This window comes from Paenibacillus taichungensis, assembly GCF_050994985.1.
In the GTDB taxonomy this organism is placed as follows: domain Bacteria; phylum Bacillota; class Bacilli; order Paenibacillales; family Paenibacillaceae; genus Paenibacillus; species Paenibacillus taichungensis.
The window spans coordinates 4,889,053-4,910,930 of record NZ_CP194720.1; the positions used below are offsets into that span (position 1 = coordinate 4,889,053).

Sequence of the window (21,878 nt, forward strand, 5' to 3'; positions counted from 1 at the left end):
ATTAAATCCGCTTGCTATGCTGATCTGCGGGAAGCGCCATCGTAATGGTCGTTCCCAAGCCTTGCTCACTCTCAATCATTAAGCCATATGTTTCTCCAAATACCAGCTGAATCCTGCGATGAACATTCATGAGTCCGATGCCTCCGCGATGGTATACATCATCGGAATCTTCGCCTGCCAGACGATTCAATTCCAGACGGTCACGCAGCTTCTCCAGGCGTTCCTCGCTCATACCCATACCGTTATCCTGGACGATGACAAGAAAGCGATCTTCCAGGCGCCGAGCATCGATACGGATAAAGTGACCGGGCTCCATGCCTCGTGGAAATGCGTGTTGTAGCACATTTTCGACCAGTGGCTGAAGAGTGAGTCGAACCATTTTTTCCAACAACAGATCCGGTGCAATGATGACCTCAACTTCAAGCTCCCGATCCATGCGATGTTTCATGATGGAAAGGTAGGCCAGCACATGCTTCAACTCATTGGCAACCGTAATTTCCTCCAGATTGGTCTGAATGGAATAACGGAGCATATGAGCCATCGATTCCACCATCTGTGCAATTTCTTCGGAGTCCTGTACGACGGCATAACATTTGATCGTTTCCAGGGTGTTGTAGAGAAAATGCGGATTGATCTGCAACTGAAGCGCCTGAAATTCCGCACGGTGCCGTTCCAGCGCCTCCTGCTGAAGCTCAATTTCCGACTTCTGGCGGCGCAGCTCCGATTCGTATACACTCTCAATCATGTCCGACAAGCGGCTGACCATCAGATTATAGCTGCGGATCAGCACACCAATTTCATCGCGCCTTTCCTTCATCTCCACCTTGTTCCAGATTCCCTTCTCCGTCTGTCTCATTCCGTTCATCAGCACACGAATGGGTTCCACTTGAGATGCTCCGATCCGGTAGGCCACGACAAGCGCAGCGAGCAAGGTCCCTGCACCAACCCATAAGGTCGCCGAACGGATCGTTGCAATCGGTCTTTGCAGCTCCGACAGCGGCACGGAAGCGACAAAGCGCCATCCCGAATATGCAGAAAGCTCCGATATGAGCAGCCGTTTGGTGCCATCCGTGTTCTGTTCCAGTGATCCTGCCTCCATGTGCATAAGCCTGTTCACAGTGTTGGACGGCATCGATGTCTGCGCCTCTTCATCCCCGGGTGTGTAGATTACAGTTCCGTTCTGATCCATCACATACTGATACCCACCTTGACCGAGGTCGAGTTCTCCCCATATTTTGTCAAGCTCCAGCACATTTACTTCCATCGCCAGTACTCCGTTAGGCGTATAGGAGGACACCCCTCTAATCCGGCGCGCAATCGTAATCACATTGGCACTCTGTCCACTGCGAATACTCCGGGTAAGCAATGTCGATTCGCCATTTGCAGGGGTTGCAGCCAGCAACTCCTTATACTGCTGTGCTGCGTCGATATCCGGTATGCCGGCTGAATTCTGGTTGTCATCAATGACAACACGCCCGTTTTCCCCAATAACATATAGGAACTTGATCTGTGGGTATAACATAAAAACAGGCGGGAACACGTTCGTCTTAATCTGACGGCTGTACTCGTAATAGGCATAACTGTCCTCCGAATTCATATCGAGAAAGTGCTTCACACTTCCGTTCGAGAGGATGGAGTAGGTTGCACGATCATAATTTTGCAAATACAGATCAGTCTGGTACGCCGTATTGCGCATCGTTTGGGCGATGTTGTCCGCAAGCTGGTCATTCATTTCAGTCGAGGCATAGGTATAGGTGAACAGGCCGATGGCGGACAGAGACAACGTAATCACGACGGCAAAATGAAAGAACAGGCGGATGGACAGGCTGCGCTTCATCATTCAATGCCCAACTTGCTGCGGTATTCGGACGGTGTCAGTCCGGTAATTTTCTTGAATGTTTTCGTAAAATGGGGATGGTCCGCATATCCCACTTCGTAGGAAATATCCGTAATCCGGTTGCCCGGCTGTTCCAGCATGCGTTTGGCCAGTTCCATTTTGCTGCGTATCCGGTATTGGATAAAGGTCTGGCCTGTCGTCTGCTTGAACAGCTGGCTAAAGTAGGACGGGTTAAGGCCCAGCTTGGCAGCAATCTCGTCCAGCGAGACTTCGCGGCGCAAGTGCTTCTCCAGATAGGCTTTTGCTTCTTCCACCGGATGTTTGCGCTTGCCACTGCGCTTTTCCTTGATCGTCTTCATTAACGTGTGGATCTCGTTGCCCAAAGCCTCGAAGCACTCTTTTGAGGAAGCGCTTTCATTAATCTCGCAGGATGTACTCATCGTTCCATTGCCACGTGCGTTCATCCGGGCTACAATCAATTCCAGCAATTCCTGAAAAAGCTCCGCTGTCTGCTCAGGCATTAAGGAATATGCCGGATAACGACCAGACCATGCTGCGAGCAGCTCCGTTACATCGGACTGCCGTAACTCCCATATGGCCTCTTCCAGACGCATCGCCCAATCATTCAGCTCCCTCACGGGTACAAGAGAAACCGTAGGTTTATCTTCTTCGGTTGCCAGCAATTTGAGCAGCAGTTCATGAAGCTCCTGTCGTCCCACAGGCTTTAGCAGATATCGCTTTACTCCATAATCCATACAAGCTCTTGCATATTCAAAGTCCGAATAACCGGAAACCACAATAATGCGCATCGTACTTCCTTGCTCGGATAAACGTCGGCACAGCTCAATACCATCCATCGTCGGCATGCGGATATCCGTAAACAGGATGTGTGGCCGAAAGGCCTCTACCACCTGAAGGGCCTCTTCCCCATGCGCTGCCTGTCGTATCTCACAGTCGAACAGCCCCGCTTGCTTGATCATTTTTGCCAGACCCATCCGAATCATCGGTTCATCGTCCGTAATCAAGATTCTGAACATCGCCATTCCCCCGTTTCCGTCAGATCTGTATGCTTCTTGTACTTAAGATTTGACGGAGCCGACCATGATTCCTTTTACAAAATGCTTTTGCAGGAAAGGGTAAATGATAATAATCGGTAAGGTGGCGATGATGATGGTTGCCATTTTGATGCCTTCCGGCGACGTATGTGCAAGGGTGCTGTAGACGGCAGAACCTGGATCGACGGAAATATCGTCACTCTCAAACAGCTTCTTAAGTGTTACCTGGATCGGCCACCAGGCTGGATCATTCAGATAATAAAGCGCGGTGGAATAGGCATTCCAGTGGCCCACCGCATAGAAAATGCCGAGTGATGCCATGGCTGGTTTGGACAATGGGATGACGATACGCCAGATGATGCCGAATTCCCCACAGCCGTCAATACGGGCAGCGTCGATCAGTTCACCAGGCAGCTGTGCGAAGAACGAGCGCATGACGAAAAAGTTAAAGGCATTAATCGCTCCTGGCACAATCAGAACCAGCGGGTTGTTGACCAGATGCAGTTCTTTCATCAAGATGAAGTTCGGAATGAGTGGCGCCGAGAACACAACGGTCACTAGGACAAACATGACAACCAGGGAGCGCCCCTTGTACTCTGGACGGGAAACGGGATACGCCAGCGATGCCGTTGCAGCGAGATTGACCAGCGTCCCGAACAGCGTCACCCCAACCGATACTGCAAATGCCCGCCAGAACGAAGCATCGCCGAATACATATTCATAATTGATCCAGGTAAAAGCAACAGGCCAGAAGCTGACCTTTCCGCCCATGATCGCTTCCGAGCTGCTAAGAGATTGAGCCAACACATTAATGAAAGGCAGAATCATCGTCAACGAGAGCAGCGTAAGAAAAACGAGATTTCCAATGCGGAATATACGGTAACGGACACTGGGGGTACGCATCTATCTCGCCTCCTAATACAGGCTTTCGCCGGTTGTTTTTTTGCTGAAGAAATTACCTAGTAGAACAAGCATCAAACCCACGACCGACTTGAACAATCCGATAGCCGTTGTATAGCTGTATTGCTGTGAGAGCAGGCCAGCTTTGTAAATATACGTATCGAGAATTTCACCCGATTCCAGATTGAGCGGATTCAGGAATACGAACACTCGCTCAAAGCCCAGATCAAGGAACTTCCCGATGTGCAGCAGCAGCAGGATCATAATCGTCGGCAGTAATGATGGCAGAGTAATCGACCATATTTGCTTCAAACGTCCGGCTCCATCGACCTCTGCCGCCTCATACAGATCGGGATTAATTCCCGCAATGGCAGCCAGGAAAATAATTGTGCCGTAACCGGAATCCCGCCAAATCCCCGAACCGATCAGAATGGAACGAATGTAAGAGTCTTCCCCAAGAAAGTAGATCGGTTGCATGCCCAGAAATCCAAGTGCCTTGTTCACCACCCCGGCATCCATCGAGAAAATACCCATGAAGATACCACTAATGACGACCCAGGACAGAAAGTGAGGCATGTATACAATCGTTTGCAGCAAACGCTTAAACACAATCATCCGCACTTCATTCAGCAGAATGGCCAGTAAGATCGGTACCGGGAATGCAATCACCAGATCATATAGTCCGAGCAGAAGTGTGTTATTGAGAATTCGTAAAAAGTCATAATGGCTGAACATCTTCTGGAAATGCTCCAGGCCTACCCAATCACTTCCGGTGATGCCTTTGAAAATGTTGTAGTTCTGAAAAGCAATGATCGAGCCGAACAGAGGCACATATTTGAAAAGGAAAAAATACAGAATGCCCGGTACGGAGAGCAGATATAGTATCCGGTATCGCCACAGATAACGTCCTGCATCTCCGAGCCGAGTGCCCAGACCAGACGAGTTAAGTCTGGCTGCTCCCCGGCTTGGCGGCGCAATGTACGCCGGCTTCACGTCTTCTCCCCTCCTTGCTTCTGTGATTGCGTGGCTTTCAAATTATCAGGAACGTTCTCGTCCCATGGGATTTCGTTGAATTCAACGGAAATATATTCCGGCTCACGGTCGATAATACGCGAGAGCTCGCGTGTGAACACCTCCACTATCTCCTGCTTTTGCTCATCCGTCCTGCCTTCATACAGCCTGATCGTAATTTCTGGCATCCGAGTTAAGCTCCCTTCACCATATAATGTAAACGCTTCAACAACTTCATCTTAGCGTTCCTGTGAGAGAGCAACAATGGACTGTCTTTTCGTTCACTTGTGTTTTCTTTAGGTCATGACAATCAAGCCCAAAAGGCCCCCATACGAACGGTGGCCTCATGCATCAGTATACTTTTATGGATAATACTCATTAATCACACTCCATACAGAGTGCGACGTAAATGAAGTCCTTAATGCGTGGGTCCGGGAAATTTCAATCCACGCACTCCATACAGAGTGCGACGATACTAAACGTTGTCTTGGTCGGTCTTTAGGTTTATTTCAATCCACGCACTCCATACAGAGTGCGACCATCAACTACTTGGGAAATATCTTTTTCTTCAGCGATTTCAATCCACGCACTCCATACAGAGTGCGACAATGACGGACCGAGAGTACAGCAAGTACCTGGACATTTCAATCCACGCACTCCATACAGAGTGCGACGGACATCTACAATAAATTGGGAAAAGACTTCTCTATTTCAATCCACGCACTCCATACAGAGTGCGACAGTTTCCTGTCTGAACAGCCCTCGGACAAGTAAAGAATTTCAATCCACGCACTCCATACAGAGTGCGACTAGACACGAAAAAACGCGTCAGTCTTGGCGGAGTATTTCAATCCACGCACTCCATACAGAGTGCGACATCTGCGACGGCATGGATCGCGTCGGCATCGATCAATTTCAATCCACGCACTCCATACAGAGTGCGACACGATCCGGCTATTTTTGCTGCCTACACCAAAGCGATTTCAATCCACGCACTCCATACAGAGTGCGACGTTGACAGACCGGAACTGGCTTGGGTCGGTGAAGGATTTCAATCCACGCACTCCATACAGAGTGCGACTAAGAGAGCTCGCAAGAGATACGGATTGCCACTATATTTCAATCCACGCACTCCATACAGAGTGCGACTGGACAGAAGAATGCCAAGTGTGCGGCGATCCGGTATTTCAATCCACGCACTCCATACAGAGTGCGACCAGCATGCGATTCTACAAAGAAACATTGCTAAAAAATTTCAATCCACGCACTCCATACAGAGTGCGACAGCAAGCGGTCATTGATATCAACAACAGCAAAACCATTTCAATCCACGCACTCCATACAGAGTGCGACCATCACATTTTTAGGTCTAGTCTATCAGACCTAGATTTCAATCCACGCACTCCATACAGAGTGCGACCCCATTCTAGGCTCTTTAGTGTTACTTTCCCAAGTTATTTCAATCCACGCACTCCATACAGAGTGCGACAGCGAAAAAGTACGTAATAGCAATATTTCTCGAATAGATATTAACGTCTTTTCGTTATTTCAACTTAGTTAGAACCTTTACTCGATCGAATTTGCTTAAAATCCATTGCCAAAAGGTCACAAAAATGACCTTTTCGACAAGTTTCGAGGTGCGAATCCCCCAGGGAAATCATGTGAGCTTGGTATTCGCACCGGCTACAGTATTAATGGATCACCCCTATCATAGGAATCTTTCGCTCCTACATGTTGGACTTTACTTTTGTAATTATCACCTAAATTATAGAATCGAAGACTATCTGTATCCTTGTCAATCAATTCTTCCAATTCAAATCGTAATCGTCTAAACTGGGTAGCGTCCAGTCTACATTCAAATACGGAGTTCTGCACACGTTGTCCGTGATCTACACACTTCTTTGCCACTTTAGATAGCCGTCTTCTGCCCTCACTATCTATCGTGCTTACATCATAAGTAATCAAAATAAGCAATCATTACACCTACTTCCACAGAAACGGAGGATATTCATCCAGATCTCCGCGTATATATCTTGCCAGTAGTAACGCTTGAGTGTATGGTACTAGCCCCCAAGGTATTTTTTCATTCAGAAACGGGTGCATAATCTTGTCCTGTTTACGATCTTGCCACGCTTTTAACACTTTCTTTCGTGTATCATCATCCATAATCACTGCAAGATTTTCTTTCACATAAAATCCTTTATCGCTAACTACCTTCTTGTTAATAAGAGAAAGCACAAATCGATCGGCATACACGCCCCGGAGCTCCTCCATCATATCCAGTGCGAGAGAAGCTCTGCCAGGACGGTCACGATGCAAAAAACCAACATATGCATCAAGTCCGACAGATTCAAGTGCAGACTTCATATCATTAGCAAGCAATGTATAGGCAAAAGATAATAACGCATTCACTTTATCTAAGGGAGGTCTCCGACTGCGTCCGTAAAAGTAAAATGACTCCTTTTGCTGTAGGATCAGATCATCGAACACAGCGTTATATTGAACAGCTGCAGAGCCTTCCAAGCCACGCAATACGTCCAATTGCTCTACCTCGCGTAACAACTTCATTGTCTCGCCTAGCGACTCCGTAACCTTCTTCATTCGTTCCGTGTCGATACGTAGGGCATAATCCCGTGTTGCACGTTCCAAAATCCACTTGTTGTTGTACAATTTGCCTGTAATCATATTACGAGCAACCCTCGCACTACGCACCTCATCGTCCGAGATACGATACTGTTCTTTGCGAAGAACCACATTTCCACGATCTTCACCAATGACCCGTGCGAGGAATCGCCCTGTTCGTGTCATAAACGTCAAACTAACATTGCGAGACGCACAAGCCCCCATCAGTGCTGGACTTACTCCAGCATAGCCAAAGGTGCATACGGCTTCCAGATTATGCAGCGGATAACGAGCAAGAATTTCTTCCTCCTGCTTCACCACAATGTTCTCACCATCCAGTGAAAGGTATGTATCGGGTAATGTCACAAATAAGGTGTTTAGCAGTTTTTTCATTCATTTAACCTGCTTTCGATGTAACTTGAAACAGAGCGTTTGTTCAAGATATCAGGTACACAAATATTGTTCAAAGAACAACTTAGGCAGTGTGGCCCGGCTTTGGCTTTGGGTGTGTGGTTCCGTTCAAAGTAAGATCTCATTTCTTGAATACTCGCCCTCACACGTTTCCGATCTGCCGCAGTAATTATGACTTCTACCCGATGCTTGATCTCGTCATAATAAAAATAGGCCTTGTGAATATCACATACGAGCATCTCTTCAAGACACATGACTTGTGCTACCAATTGGGAGTGATCGGAATCATTTCGTTTGGGTTTGCCGCGTTTGTATTCAACAGGACAAGGAAGGTATACCCCTTCCTCCCCTGCAAGCGGAACTCCAGCCGGATCACGAATGAACTCAACTACGTCACAGATACCTGTGATACCAAGTTCTCTCGATTGTACCGGAAGTGCACGAACCACTAGTTTATCTCCTCGTTTTTCACGAAGTGCTGGTTGATCTGCCTTTCGATGCAAATGATCTCCCTCAATGGTACGCACGTTGTCTTCCCACTGCTGTTCAATATGAATCAATGCCCACTGTCTTCTACAAAAGTTAAAATGCTGAATACCTGAAAGCAGTAGGTAATCCTCTTCGTTATAGTCCTTCATATTCTTGGACTGCCAAGCCTTCCAGTGGCACTACCGTATAGTTATAATCTTCGTAAGACTTTGCTTCTGCTACGTCTGGTTTCAATTCAATTTGCAGAGAACGATGTACTTTCGCAGATGAATATTGCCCCATCTTGGAACTATGCTCCCACCAATACAGTTGGTGCACCTCCATACTACCGTCAGGACGGGCAGAAGACGTGTCATTTTCAAATAAAGTTCTCAGTGATTCACGAATTTTCTCTGCGTCTTCATATGTAAAGCCGGTCTTCTCAGCCAGTTGCGTGTTAATACTGCCATAGAATACATATACTCCAAAATCTACGCGATGCTTCATGCCCATCGTATCCGATCCTTTTTTGTCCGGATCTTTAGCCGTTGTGACTGAGTTTACACTCTTCGTAATCTGCATGCTGGAAATATCAATCCGATTCAAGCTTACAGCGGTATGGATGGATACTGGACCCCGAATACCCACAGAGACATCGGTACCACTAAAAGCAAATACTTGTCCAAAGCTACGTACGTCTATCCAGGATTGACAAGCAGCCTCCGCATACAGATCTTTGTTTGCCTTCTTGCCTTTGGCATGTTCCTGCACATTCTCATTTGCATCAACACGATCTTTAATGGAACGGTGACTATCATTACGTTTTTCATCAGATTGTACGAGAATAGACTCTCCCATATCCTGCAGACGGTTACGAATTTTACGCTTGATACATACATCCGAGATCTCCCCTAAACCGTCATAGTTCTGACGGGGACGGTTTCCATTCAGTGGATCTCCATTCGGATTAGCATTACGAACAGACAGCACAACAGCAAAATCGATTTTGTGATCAAGTGTACTCATTTAGTTATCCCCTTGTTCGTTCAATTGGTTTTCATCGTCGTTATCAAGTGCAACTGCAGCATCCTTATCTTTCTTGCTTGTATATAAATCATTACGCTGACTGTAGAAGCCTAGTAAGTATAGTCCCGTAAGTGGCTTGTCTGTAAAATCTTCCAACTGTAGTTTGTCTCCAACTTCATCTAGCAACGAATTATAATATCTGGCACCCGTCCCCATCCGCGCTTGATAAGGTTGGAGATTAGATTGAATAATGCTCCAAGTTCTGCCTGGTCGTTGCGCAAAGGCATTCATATATCGAATGGCATTTGTTGCTCGTTTTTCCTCTTTACCCAGAGCACTTCTCTCTAATACATCTGCAATGGCAAGCATTCTGCCAAATACGTAGCTACGATCCGTTGTTTCAGTATTCAGACTCACCCCGTACCCCTCCTTCTTATTAACAAGTGCACACGTGATACTCAGTGTCTTCTCCCACTCCCAATTGTCCATTCCTACCGGGTTGGATGCACGGTGAATCGAACTGCGAACGATGTCTAGTGGAATGGGACGTTGATCAATAATACATGGGAGCATACGCTCCATTAGTCCTTTAATTACCTTCTCACTGGCTCGTGGGCCATAGGCTGCAAAAGCAATGTCTTTCGTCGCGGGCGCCCCAATAAACGAGACGGGTTTGTCGTTTTTATTTTTCTTATAGCGATGTATCCAGTAACAACTCTCATGCCAAGCTGTTATCCGGTCCAGATACTCATTCTGATCTAAACTCCGATAATACATAATCGACATTCGCCCTGGTGTGGCCGCATCCAGTGTCATCAAAGTCACTTCATGCTTGGAGTTATACTCCCCATCGTATCGGTAGCCACCAATCGCCTTCCTGATTTGCAAGGCAAACTCCTTATGTGTTGTATCCCCGCTAACAGTTGCTTCCTCATCATCTTCATCCCACAAGCTAAATGTATCTTCTTGGGGTTCAGGCAAATCTAAACTTGTACTACCCCACACTAGAAAAACTTTGCCGTCTATAGTGGTTCCTTGCCGATCAATAAGCCACTTCAGCGCGTTATGGCCTTTCTGTGAAGCTTCGTAGCTAACTACCGCTGCGTCACGACTGGAACGAAAACGCCCCCGATACGTAAATCCACTGGAGTCGTTGGCGGAGATCAACTTGGACTTGTCCCCTGAGTGACGTATGCGAGAAGCATGTTTATCAGCAACTGGCAGATAATCACCTGTCACGAAACAGATATCCTTGTCCTGCAAACTCATCTCGTAAAACTGGATAAATGATTGTTGTACCGAAGCATCCCGCCACAATCTGGATTCGGGCTCTCCTGGAATATCTACAGCAAATCGGACAAATGCACCACTCTGATCCGAAGCAATCACATTGAAGATGTCAGGCTTTTTCCCTTCCTGGTCACCAGGCCCTGCGATCCACTTCTCCAGCAGCTTACCTTGGCTATCCACATGAAGTATGCCTCTGCTTACTAAATCAGCGATGAGTGTGCCTTTGCTAACATAGCGAAGTACACTCTGTACTCTAGGGTGACTAAAGGGAGATTCGCACCAAGCCTTCAGTTGGATCAAATAATCTTGATACGGTGTTCCTTTGGCTTCTCCGCAGAACTGAGTGTAATCTCCTGCAACATAGGCTAACTTGTCAAAAAGCGGATACGGTACAGGCGCACTCGTTCGGCTTGCGGAAGCCTCGGTGCAGGGAATAATCGTGCTGCCATCATTCTTTTCTACTACTTTGGCATTTACGATATTTCCTTTTTCATTCAGGTGCACTTCAATATGCGCGGTCTGGGTTGTGTGCGAGATTGGAATTAAGGCGTATTCCTTGCCGCTTTTCTTCATTTCAAATTGCCCTACGACCTCGGCGTGATCATCATACGTTTTGCTTAAGTTAGCAAGCCAGCTCATTTACTCACCTCATTATCGAACCACTCTGAGTGTAAATCATCAACAGACTGCATATTCTCTGAGCCAAATATCTTAGCTGTACCTTCTCCCGCTTTGCGTACCAATGTACATTCATCCGGACGGATAAAACGAATCACACCATGTTGCATTTTCGCTTTCCACAGACGAACCTCTCGCACATTGCTTCCCGTTTCATCCGGGTAATTGATTCCATGTATCATCGTGCCAAAATCAAGCTCACCTATACGATCATAGAAGCTCTCGCCTTCACCGAACTGGCAAGGTTCGACGTAACCCTGACATTCACGAGTTCCCAGGAAAATATCTCTTCGTCCTCCGACCTGGATAGCTCGTTTAGCGATATTGTGGTGTTTGTGTTCGTTTTGGTCATGTACCAGATCTTCACGATGAGGATTAAATTCAAAATGAGCCTTCACCTGATATCGAACATCTCTTAAATAGGTGTAATAGGCTAATGTGTTGCCACCGCTATATTCAATCGGACGCATGCCCTTCGATTCCGTTTGAATTGGATTCATGACGCGGACTTCGTCTATAATCCAAATCAGCGTCGGCTTCCAGTAAATGGATTCTACAATGCCTTTGAGGGCTTGATATGTAGGAATCTGATAAGAGAATTTCTCTCCCCCAAGTTTCGTAAGCGGATCGGTGAATAGCGCATATTTTCCCGAAACCTCAAATTCGATTTGATTTCTCAACGTTTCAGCTCCTTTCTATGGGCTGTAGGAGGGAGAAACATGTGTCATGAAACTCCCTACTCGACGTTAGCGTGCCCTTTTCATATCATCATCGTTGCCCAAGCGCCCTCCCCTTTGGATTCCACACCAAAGTCTTCTGAGTATGCTGGTTCCCGTAGAGCAAGGACGTGACCATGTAACAATGGATACAAGTCCCCACTTTTTTCTAATGTCCTGAGTTCATGATCATAGATGTTCACCGTATATTGCTGGGCTTTTCGCAACAAATCCCCCAATTCACTCGGCTCCAGCTTACCATTCAGGTCAATAATCAGTTCCTTACCTTCTTCTCCGTAAGGAACAAGTACAGCAGTGGCATTCGTCAATATGGCTTCAAAATATTTCTCTGCTGTAGCGATAGCATAATGATTAACAACCTCAGGTCTTGTAGCATGTTTCTTTTGGTATGCATCCACGTAATAGCGGTTCCGGTCCATCAGATCAAACAAGTTCTGTTCGAGCTTAGGAATGGGGTAGTGCATTTTGTCTTGAATATCGTGAAAGTAATATTTAAAATAACGAGCGATTGCTTCAGAAGATAATAAATCATTCCCTAGTGATTCCGGATCTTCCTTGAAATCATGGAGCACTCGCTCTGTCTTCTCGGCACCAATTTTAATCTCAGGTAGGTGGGTTAACACTTCATCCGATGATCGGATAATGTACACATTGCGAATCTCATCTTTGCCGTGCCGATTACATCGACCAGCCGCCTGGGCAATCGAATCCAAACCAGACAAAGAACGAACCACACATTCGAAGCTGATATTCACGCCTGCCTCAATAAGCTGTGTGCTCACGCAAATGATACGTTCTCCCTTTGCCAATCGTTGAATTACGCCATTCTCTCCAGAAAGGACCTCTTTGCGATGTGCAGCACACATATTGGTACTTAGATGAACAACCTGAACGCCGCTGTCTTGCAGCCATTCCACTTCATTCAACTGTTCAAACAGTTTACGAACTGCCATTTTCGTGTTCAAAATAACCAGTACACTGTTTACTTCTCTCATTTGTTCCTGTACAAAAGAAGATACTTCCTCTGCACCCCAGCCCGAAGGTGATTCCCGCGTAAGATCCTGTAAATCAACTCGTTTGAAGCTTCGTCCGACCTCATCTAAATTCTCAATAATCTCCGGCTGCTCCGAGAAATGCAACTTGTGCTTTACAAAATCCAATGCAGGCTGAGTCGCTGTACAGAGCAACAGGCTGGATCTCCCAATTACATTCAGGAAATTCAGTGCAGCATTAAAGAGGGAGATACAATGAATCGGAACCGACTGTACTTCATCAAATACAATGACTGCATTGGAAAGCTGGTGTAATCTGCGGACGTTTCGGGTTCCTTTGGCATAAAAGGTGTTCAAAAACTGAACCATCGTCGTAAAAATAATCGGCCGACCCCAATGATCCCGGGCAAGCTTGAGATTCTTTTTGCGTAAATCCAGAGTTTCCCCTTCGTCACCCTCTTTACGTTCATCATCCTTGTCATCCAATACATTAGAGTGATGTTCCAAAATCATGTCATCGTTCTTCAAAATACCGCGAATCTCATCCGCATTTTGTTCAATGATGGTGGTGTACGGAACGATATATATAATCCGTTGTTTATTATGTTCGATGGCATGTCTGAGCGCGTAGCGCATACTGGCAAGGGTTTTCCCCCCGCCTGTTGGTATGGAAAGGGTGTACACTCCTGATGGACGATACGCAAATTGTTCGCATTGCCGGGACATTTCACGTCGCAATTGATTAATGGGTGTGTCTACTATACTGCTGTGCTCAAGCTCGCTTAAATGTTGAGATAATAATTCATAACTTTGTTGAAAAAAAGACTTGTAATCGAATTCATCTGCCATTGTTTCATTTTCTTCAAATCGGCTTGTATTCGTTCGATCTGCATCGATCAGGCAGCTAAACATATATTTGATAAGCAATGCTCCCGCAATCGGCGGAAGTTTATGCTCTTTGATGATCTGTATGTATCCTTGAAGCTCTTGGGTTGCTTGCTCAAACATATGGTTGAGTTGATCTAGGGGATTGTGCTTGAAAAATTCTTCTTTCGCTTGCTCATACTGATCTAGTTCCCTGGAAATGACTCGCTCCATATAAGGTGAAGCTTTATCAGGTGATATGTAGTCTCTTAGACCCTGATGATGGGAGATAATACAATTGGCAATCCACTCCGCTGTGTACTTTGACTCAAGCGTTGTGCCACTTCCATGGTAAAGGCTGTGCAGCAATTTGCCACCAGCAGTCGAATGATCAACTGAACCTTTGCGAGGAGGGGCATCCGGGTTCGCAACAGCTTCCAGAATGTAGTTTCGAAAAAGATCTGTATTTTTGCCCATATCATGCAGAAGACCAGCAATGCCTGCCAAATATTTGACACCAATCTTCTCTCCAGCCTGTTCCGCCCCTTGTTGTACCTCTACTAAGTGATCCTGAACAGTTTGTACTTTTCCATCCTTTTGACGGATATGCGCAATATAGGTCACACCACTTCACCTCCACTGAATTTCATGACATTAATCCCAGATCCATAGGCAAAAAGACTCACATTGTAAATTTCGACACTAAAATACATTCACCTTCTATAAATTCTATACTTTTAAATTATTATGTAATTTGGTAAGAGGACAGTAAAACTTATGCAGCTAAGTCAAAACTCTATTCAATCAAATAAAAAAAACTCACCTCATGCTACGGATTAGTGTAGATGATGGTAAGTCTTTTGAGTTGTGATTGGCATTTTAGTGCATTTGTATAGATTGCTACCGCATTGGGCACCTATCAGCCTACCTGGGAAGCAATTTCAATCCACGCACTCCATACGGAGTGCGACCGTCCGGTGACCCTCGCTATCCGCTCCGTTGTGTAATTTCAATCCACGCCTCCATACGGAGTGCGACTTATTACTATCGGAAAACGGGGTGTATGTAGGTGATTTCAATCCACGCACTCCATACGGAGTGCGACGAAAAACAATGGCTAAAGCAGCAGCGAAAACACAATTTAAATCCACGCACTCCATACGGAGTGCGACTTTCATGACTTAACACGTTGAAAGCTCCCTGACGATTTCAATCCACGCACTCCATACGGAGTGCGACTGGGACTGGAGCCATGGAGTGCGACTATTTTAAACATTTCAATCCACGCACTCCATACGGAGGGCGACCGCATGGAGATATATTGTAAATTTCAATCCACGCACTCCATACGGAGTGCGACAATCTGCAATTGCGGCTCCTCATGTGGGAGAAGCTATTTCAATCCACGCACTCCATACGGAGTGCGACCTACGATTTTTGTAACTACCTGATTTCTGTTGGTCGATTTCAATCCACGCACTCCATACGGAGTGCGACACCACGCCAAAGTGTTGCAAGGCTCCCGTTACACATTTCAATCCACGCACTCCATACGGAGTGCGACTTAACAGTTCTATTTTCCACCGCACTCATAATAGATTTCAATCCACGCACTCCATACGGAGTGCGACCAGCAGATCCGCTTTCCAGTGCGTACCCTACTTCTATTTCAATCCACGCACTCCATACGGAGTGCGACGCACAGATTTCTGCGCCTTATCTCATTATGTACAAATTTCAATCCACGCACTCCATACGGAGTGCGACCATCGAGCGGTGCAACCCGCACGTTCACTTTAGCATTTCAATCCACGCACTCCATACGGAGTGCGACTACAGCACGCAAACGCCTGCTGATGCTTCCGGTTGATTTCAATCCACGCACTCCATACGGAGTGCGACGCGCTAGAAGACATTGTGGAGTGGTTGGACAAGGGATTTCAATCCACGCACTCCATACGGAGTGCGACTAGGCATTATATTGGCGATGCGGCGCATCATGCCAATTTCAATCCACGCACTCCATACGGAGTGCGACCGGATGCACAACAAGAATCTGCTATATCATAACTGATTTCAATCCACGCACTCCATACGGAGTGCGACAAGGACATTAATGTTGCCTGCTCAACTGATTCGGATTTCAATCCAACGCACTCCATACGGAGTGCGACTTTAAGGGAGAGGTAGCGGGCGCACCTGGAATGGGATTTCAATCCACGCACTCCATACGGAGTGCGACGGAAAGCGTCCAGATTTTGAAGTCACGATGTTAGTATTTCAATCCACGCACTCCATACGGAGTGCGACTCGAACGGTTCAGGATGTCCAGGATTTGCAGGAAAATTTCAATCCACGCACTCCATACGGAGTGCGACAGGTAACCAGTTCTGTCCATATTCGTATGCCAGATTTCAATCCACGCACTCCATACGGAGTGCGACACAAATTGTTCTGGACATGCGTGGTGGTGCTCGTATTTCAATCCACGCACTCCATACGGAGTGCGACGGCTCCCTTTTAACAAGCTGCCGATCCGGCAGGGATTTCAATCCACGCACTCCATACGGAGTGCGACGCAAGGCTTGCGAATATTTGTTGCTTTTCATTGAGATTTCAATCCACGCACTCCATACGGAGTGCGACTTATAGTCGACCTGCTGCATCGGCTTTTATAGGTATTTCAATCCACGCACTCCATACGGAGTGCGACAATTCGAATTGACCTTGGTGTCAAGTCTGATTTGATTTCAATCCACGCACTCCATACGGAGTGCGACTTGATTTGAGTAAGCCTATTGACTGGTCACCTATATTTCAATCCACGCACTCCATACGGAGTGCGACAACTGGGCCATGATATCCCACGGCACGCTAAATGGATTTCAATCCACGCACTCCATACGGAGTGCGACGTTGTACGGCTACATAAGGAGACGTTGGCATGGAATTTCAATCCACGCACTCCATACGGAGTGCGACTAGGGAACAATCTGATGTACAGATAAGGATTTATATTTCAATCCACGCACTCCATACGGAGTGCGACAGCGAAAAAAGACGTATCTTAACGATCTGATCCGTCAAAAACACGTTTTTTCACTATTATTCTATGACTTTCCATATCATATTACAATCTATTCCTGTCTACTTTATGCCAAAAGGCAATAAAACACCCCTTTTCGACAACATCTGAGGTGCGAATCCCCCAGGGTTTTCATGTGAGCATCACATTCGCACCTGCCTGAGTACATATTGATTCCCCTGAATAACCTTCTCACTCTCCCCGTGTACATTATGACAAAGATCACATCCACTCTGCCTGTTTGAGTGCTACAGTTATAAACGACCAAATGACCAAATAAGTAATTCGGTCATTTTTAGATATATCTTTTACTCTATTAGACAACAAGGAGGTGTATATACCATGAAAACCATCGATCGAAGGCAGCAGGTCATGGACTCGGCTGAGAAATCGTTCGCGCTGTTTGGTTACAAAGCCACAACTATGGAACAGGTAGCGAGACTTGCCAATGTGGGCAAGGGAACCATCTATACTTTTTTCGAAAACAAGGAAGAACTGTTCAGCGAGATTCTCCATTCAATCATTACGGATATGAAACAGATTACGGAGCAAACGGTCAAGGAAGAGAATTCTTTTCTGGACAACGTGCACCAGAGCATGGATTCTTTGCTGGAGTACAGGGAGCAGCATGAGCTGTTGATCAAGCTGTTTCAGGAGGTTAACGAATTCGGAACGCCTCAAGCGAAGGAAGGTTTGCAGAAAGTAGAAACTGCGATTCTTGAATATTTGGAGCGCCAAGTAAGACGTGCGATGAAACTGGAGCAGATTCGCGAGGACGATCCCAGACTGGTCTCTTTTGTCCTGTTGAAGCTGTACGTTACCTTAACATCCGACTGGAACAAAGCACATCCTTCGCTCAACAAGGATCAGATCAAGGATTTCGTAGGCCTCTTTCTCAAGAGTGGTTTATCCCCTACATAAAAAAGAAGCGAGACAGAATCCTTTTAACATTAGAGAAAGATAGAACAACAGAGCAGCGTGATGATGGGGAGAGAACATGATGAAATCATTTACTGTATTTGGGCAGGATTTGAAGTCCGCCTTCAAGAAACCAAAAGTATATATTCCGATTCTCGTGGTACTGTTCATTCCGGTGCTGTATAGCGGTCTGTTTCTCAATGCATTCTGGGACCCTTACGGCAAAATGAATGAACTGCCTGTCGCCGTGGTCAACACGGATCAGGGAGCAACCTACAATGACAAATCGCTGGAAGTTGGTCAGAATCTGGTCGATGAATTGAAAGAAAGTGACGACTTCAACTGGCAATTCGTAACACGGGAACAAGCAGAGCAAGGTATGGAAGACAACACGTATTATATGACGATTGTTATTCCGGAGGATTTTTCCGCCAAAGCAACCACTCTGATGGATGACCATCCCCAGCCGGCTGAGCTGATCTATGAACCGAATGAAGGGTACAATTTCCTTGCGGGTCAGATTGGCGGGACAGCCGTCAAACAGATCAAATCCAAAGTCTCCGCCAAAGTGACGGAATCCTATACGGAAACCCTGTTGGATCAGGTGGAGAAAATCTCAAGCGGTTTGGCAGATGCCGGGGATGGCGCAGGTCAGATCAACGAGGGCGCGGTTAAGCTGGATAAAGGTGCCTTTAAGCTAAAAGAGAACCTGTCCAAATTGGCCGATGGGACCAACAAACTTGAAACAGGTATTACTCCGCTAAAAGAAGGCACGAATACCTTGGCTCAGGGTATTGGTGAGCTTCATACGGGAGCGAGCTCCCTCTCCAATGGTCTGTCCCAATTGGCGGCAGCAGGCACGAAGCTTGGTAACGGAGCAGCACAAGCTGAAGCAGGTGGCCAAAAGTTGCAAGCCGGGATTCAATCCGCTCAGGAAGGGGCCGCTCAATTGGATGCCGGACTGGCAGCTTCCGAAGCAGGCAGCGCCAAGCTGACTGCGGGATTGCAGACCTCCGTTCAAGGCAGTGGCAAAGTAAGTGAAGGTGCCAAGGCCGTTGCGCAAGGTCTTGCCCAACTGGCCGAGGCCAGCCCGGAGCTCGCTGCTAACCCGGCTGTACAGCAGTTGCTGGCAGCAAGCCAGGCCGTTGCCGCTGGTAGTGAACAAGTGTATCAAGGCGGACAACAACTGGTCGAAGGAAGCCAAAGCCTGCAAGCTGCGCAGCAGCAGCTGCATCAAGGCAGCAGCCAGTTAGTGCAGGGTGAGCAGCAGCTTGTACAAGGAGCGACGCAATTGTCCGCTGGACAGGAACAGCTCGCAACTGGCCTCCAACAGTTCAACGCCAAGCTGTCTGAAGCTGCCGCTGGCGGAGCCAAACTTTCAGAGGGTTCAAGTCAATTAAACGCAGGTGCAGGGAAACTGGTTGATGGGTTGAGCCAACTTTCAGACGGAATCACCACCATCGCTGACGGTTCCCGCAAGCTGGATGACGGCGCAGGTGATTTAAAAGAAGGTACAGCCAAGTTAACGGACGGCTCTGGTGAGCTTGCCACGAAACTGAATGATGCCGCCGATGAAACAGGCAGCGTCAAAAAGACGGATGAACTCGTAACGATGTACGCCGAGCCCGTTCAGGTGGATGAACATAAACATAATGAAGTACCCAACTACGGTACAGGATTCTCGCCATACTTCCTGTCTTTGGGCCTGTTTGTCGGAGCATTGATTGCAACGCTGGTTGTACCCACACGCGGTAGCTCGGTTGCGGATGCGAGTGGCTGGAATCGTTTTGTAAGCAGAACACTGGCGTTCACGATTATGAGTGCCATGCAGTCCCTGCTCGCTTCCTGGCTTGTCATGTCCGGCTTGGGCCTGGAAGTTCAAAGCGTACCATTGTTCCTTTTATTCAGCTTTGTTACCAGCCTGACCTTCATGTACATCATTCAGGCTCTGGTTACCTGGTTGGAGAATCCCGGCCGCTTCCTGGCGATTCTCATGTTAATCTTCCAATTGACCACCAGTGCAGGTACGTTCCCGTTGGAGCTTATTCCGAACTGGCTGAAAGGTTTCAACCCTTGGCTGCCAATGACCTATTCGGTAACCGGGTATAAAGCGGTTATTTCGAGTGGACAGTTTAGTGTGGCATGGGATCAGATCGGAATTCTGTGCATCTATGCCGTGATGGGTCTTGCGGCTACCTTTACGTATTTCATGGTGCATCGAACGAGTGAGGTCGAAGAAGTAAATAGTGAGGCAGTGCTTCATGTATAAGAAAGAAAAATAAAAAGCAAGGCGTGTCATAAGCAACGTCCTCGTCTGGAACACAGCGAGTCTCTGCTTATGCACGGCCTTGCTTTTTTTAGCGAAAAGACATATATTAATCGCCCTTCCTTATTCCTTATGATCCTAATATGTAGAAGAAATCTCCCCATTAGTGTATACGGCGAATACTACCAGCAGGAATAACAGGATAATCGCATAAATTGCCGTGCCGATGATGCCACAGACGAGACCAGCAATCGCGAGTCCTCTTCCCTGTTCCATACGAAGCCTGATTTCCTTAAGAGAAATAGATGCAAATACGATAGCGACAATCCCAATCAGAAATCCCAAATATGGAATCATGATTGACAAAATCCCCAGGACAAGAGCTGCGATAGACTTGCTATTGGTTTTCGGTACTACATAAGGCGGTGGTGGAAGCGGATCGCTATAATAACGGTCCACATCATTCTGACGTTGATCCAAAGGTAAATCCTCCCTGTTCGTTAAGTAGTCTCATTATACTTGATCAGCTGGAAAATTATGCTCCATTATTTGTAAATATTCCGATTTTATTAAATATATTTTATTGGTTCGGCTAAATACGTCAGGTATGCAAGGGATGAGAACTATAAGACTCTAGTTAAGGATAAAAAGATAAAACATAGCGAAATGATCTAAAATCATTCAAGAGGAAACTTGCCTTTATTTGCGCCTCACCCCATCTATTATCCACGCACTCCATACAGAGTGCGACGAGTATCTAAAAGTGCCGATTACATATGCGAACATATTTCAATCCACGCACTCCATACGGAGTGCGACGTTCTGAATTCGAGTGATCTGGTCGTTGTCTGTTTATTTCAATCCACGCACTCCATACGGAGTGCGACTCACGAGTCTGCTCACAAGCTTGGCCGGATTGCCAATTTCAATCCACGCACTCCATACGGAGTGCGACCGCTGAGAGCAACGGCCTACGCTGGTCCTAAAAAATTTCAATCCACGCACTCCATACGGAGTGCGACCCAACACCTACTGAATCATTAATTGGTGCTTTCCAATTTCAATCCACGCACTCCATACGGAGTGCGACCATTGCCGCCTTTTTCTCTTTGTCTCCTTCAAGCCATTTCAATCCACGCACTCCATACGGAGTGCGACCCTCCAAGCTTGGAAGGAAAGGTATACGATACTGATTTCAATCCACGCACTCCATACGGAGTGCGACTGCAATAGCAATGAACGTTTTGACACTTTCCGGGATTTCAATCCACGCACTCCATACGGAGTGCGACGATGGAACGTTCAATTGATAAAAACGCGGAATATATTTCAATCCACGCACTCCATACGGAGTGCGACTGCAAGAACGTTAACGTGAAGAGAAATGTGAGTGAGATTTCAATCCACGCACTCCATACGGAGTGCGACCCGGAACAACGCCGCTTAAAGAGATCATCACGGGTAATTTCAATCCACGCACTCCATACGGAGTGCGACGATGCAAAAGAGCGTTATGAACAGGATCGGCAAATTTCAATCCACGCACTCCATACGGAGTGCGACGTCGTTATTGGTCTGGACTTACGACTTCTGCGAAAATTTCAATCCACGCACTCCATACGGAGTGCGACGAAACTGACAATGCAGGCTCCTGATCGTACAATCATTTCAATCCACGCACTCCATACGGAGTGCGACAGCAAAAAAACACGTAACAA

General features: G+C 46.8%; 15 protein-coding genes and 3 CRISPR repeat arrays. Of the genes, 2 read left to right on the forward strand and 13 right to left on the reverse strand.

The features are described from left to right. Window position 1: 1 nt before the first annotated feature. The 12 genes from ACR1R9_RS22090 to cas3 all read right to left on the reverse strand — a co-directional run bounded on the left by ACR1R9_RS22090 (window position 2) and on the right by cas3 (window position 14,515). Window positions 2-1,840: a cache domain-containing sensor histidine kinase gene (locus ACR1R9_RS22090; RefSeq protein WP_433948889.1), complete on the reverse strand. Its 1,839-nt coding sequence runs from the start codon at window positions 1,838-1,840 to the stop codon at window positions 2-4. Further along, window positions 1,837-2,874 (reverse strand): response regulator transcription factor, encoded by a 1,038-nt coding sequence (locus ACR1R9_RS22095; protein WP_076290285.1) that lies wholly within the window; start codon window positions 2,872-2,874, stop codon window positions 1,837-1,839. Before ACR1R9_RS22095 ends, ACR1R9_RS22090 begins: the two co-directional genes overlap by 4 nt. A 42-nt stretch (window positions 2,875-2,916) precedes the next feature. Continuing rightward, on the reverse strand, window positions 2,917-3,795 hold the full coding sequence (locus ACR1R9_RS22100; protein ID WP_063567831.1) for a carbohydrate ABC transporter permease: 879 nt from the start codon (window positions 3,793-3,795) through the stop codon (window positions 2,917-2,919). Window positions 3,796-3,807: 12 nt separating this feature from the next. Continuing rightward, on the reverse strand, window positions 3,808-4,725 hold the full coding sequence (locus tag ACR1R9_RS22105; RefSeq protein WP_063567852.1) for an ABC transporter permease: 918 nt from the start codon (window positions 4,723-4,725) through the stop codon (window positions 3,808-3,810). 56 nt (window positions 4,726-4,781) lie between these two features. Beyond that, a complete protein-coding gene (locus ACR1R9_RS22110; RefSeq protein ID WP_433922701.1) occupies window positions 4,782-4,991 on the reverse strand; it encodes a tautomerase family protein in 210 nt (69 codons plus the stop codon). A 250-nt stretch (window positions 4,992-5,241) separates the two neighbouring features. Beyond that, a CRISPR array of direct repeats spans window positions 5,242-6,292; the repeat unit is 33 nt; unit sequence ATTTCAATCCACGCACTCCATACAGAGTGCGAC. 194 nt (window positions 6,293-6,486) lie between these two features. Continuing rightward, window positions 6,487-6,777, reverse strand: coding sequence for a CRISPR-associated endonuclease Cas2 (cas2, locus tag ACR1R9_RS22115; protein WP_433922700.1), 291 nt, complete (start codon window positions 6,775-6,777; stop codon window positions 6,487-6,489). A gap of 9 nt (window positions 6,778-6,786) precedes the next feature. Beyond that, window positions 6,787-7,818, reverse strand: coding sequence for a type I-C CRISPR-associated endonuclease Cas1c (gene cas1c / locus ACR1R9_RS22120; protein ID WP_433922699.1), 1,032 nt, complete (start codon window positions 7,816-7,818; stop codon window positions 6,787-6,789). Beyond that, on the reverse strand, window positions 7,815-8,474 hold the full coding sequence (gene cas4, locus ACR1R9_RS22125; protein WP_433922698.1) for a CRISPR-associated protein Cas4: 660 nt from the start codon (window positions 8,472-8,474) through the stop codon (window positions 7,815-7,817). The genes cas1c and cas4 overlap by 4 nt, the downstream gene beginning before the upstream one ends. Then, window positions 8,461-9,330 (reverse strand): type I-C CRISPR-associated protein Cas7/Csd2, encoded by an 870-nt coding sequence (cas7c, locus tag ACR1R9_RS22130; RefSeq protein ID WP_433922697.1) that lies wholly within the window; start codon window positions 9,328-9,330, stop codon window positions 8,461-8,463. Before cas7c ends, cas4 begins: the two co-directional genes overlap by 14 nt. Continuing rightward, entirely contained in the window at window positions 9,331-11,259 is a 1,929-nt protein-coding gene (cas8c, locus tag ACR1R9_RS22135; protein WP_433922696.1) for a type I-C CRISPR-associated protein Cas8c/Csd1, read from the reverse strand. Next, on the reverse strand, window positions 11,256-11,978 hold the full coding sequence (cas5c, locus tag ACR1R9_RS22140; protein WP_433922695.1) for a type I-C CRISPR-associated protein Cas5c: 723 nt from the start codon (window positions 11,976-11,978) through the stop codon (window positions 11,256-11,258). Before cas5c ends, cas8c begins: the two co-directional genes overlap by 4 nt. A gap of 80 nt (window positions 11,979-12,058) precedes the next feature. After that, window positions 12,059-14,515, reverse strand: coding sequence for a CRISPR-associated helicase Cas3' (gene cas3, locus ACR1R9_RS22145; protein WP_433922694.1), 2,457 nt, complete (start codon window positions 14,513-14,515; stop codon window positions 12,059-12,061). A gap of 448 nt (window positions 14,516-14,963) precedes the next feature. Beyond that, window positions 14,964-16,940: a CRISPR direct-repeat array (repeat unit 33 nt; unit sequence ATTTCAATCCACGCACTCCATACGGAGTGCGAC). Between the two features lie 378 nt (window positions 16,941-17,318). On the opposite strand from cas3, the gene ACR1R9_RS22150 reads away from it, so the two are divergent. Beyond that, window positions 17,319-17,897, forward strand: coding sequence for a TetR/AcrR family transcriptional regulator (locus ACR1R9_RS22150; RefSeq protein WP_433922693.1), 579 nt, complete (start codon window positions 17,319-17,321; stop codon window positions 17,895-17,897). 79 nt (window positions 17,898-17,976) lie between these two features. Next, window positions 17,977-20,163 (forward strand): YhgE/Pip family protein, encoded by a 2,187-nt coding sequence (locus ACR1R9_RS22155; RefSeq protein WP_433923666.1) that lies wholly within the window; start codon window positions 17,977-17,979, stop codon window positions 20,161-20,163. Window positions 20,164-20,298: 135 nt separating this feature from the next. On the opposite strand, the gene ACR1R9_RS22160 is transcribed toward ACR1R9_RS22155, so the two are convergent. After that, window positions 20,299-20,640: a DUF4190 domain-containing protein gene (locus ACR1R9_RS22160; protein WP_433922692.1), complete on the reverse strand. Its 342-nt coding sequence runs from the start codon at window positions 20,638-20,640 to the stop codon at window positions 20,299-20,301. 238 nt (window positions 20,641-20,878) lie between these two features. Then, window positions 20,879-21,858: a CRISPR direct-repeat array (repeat unit 33 nt; unit sequence ATTTCAATCCACGCACTCCATACGGAGTGCGAC). Window positions 21,859-21,878: the final 20 nt, after the last annotated feature.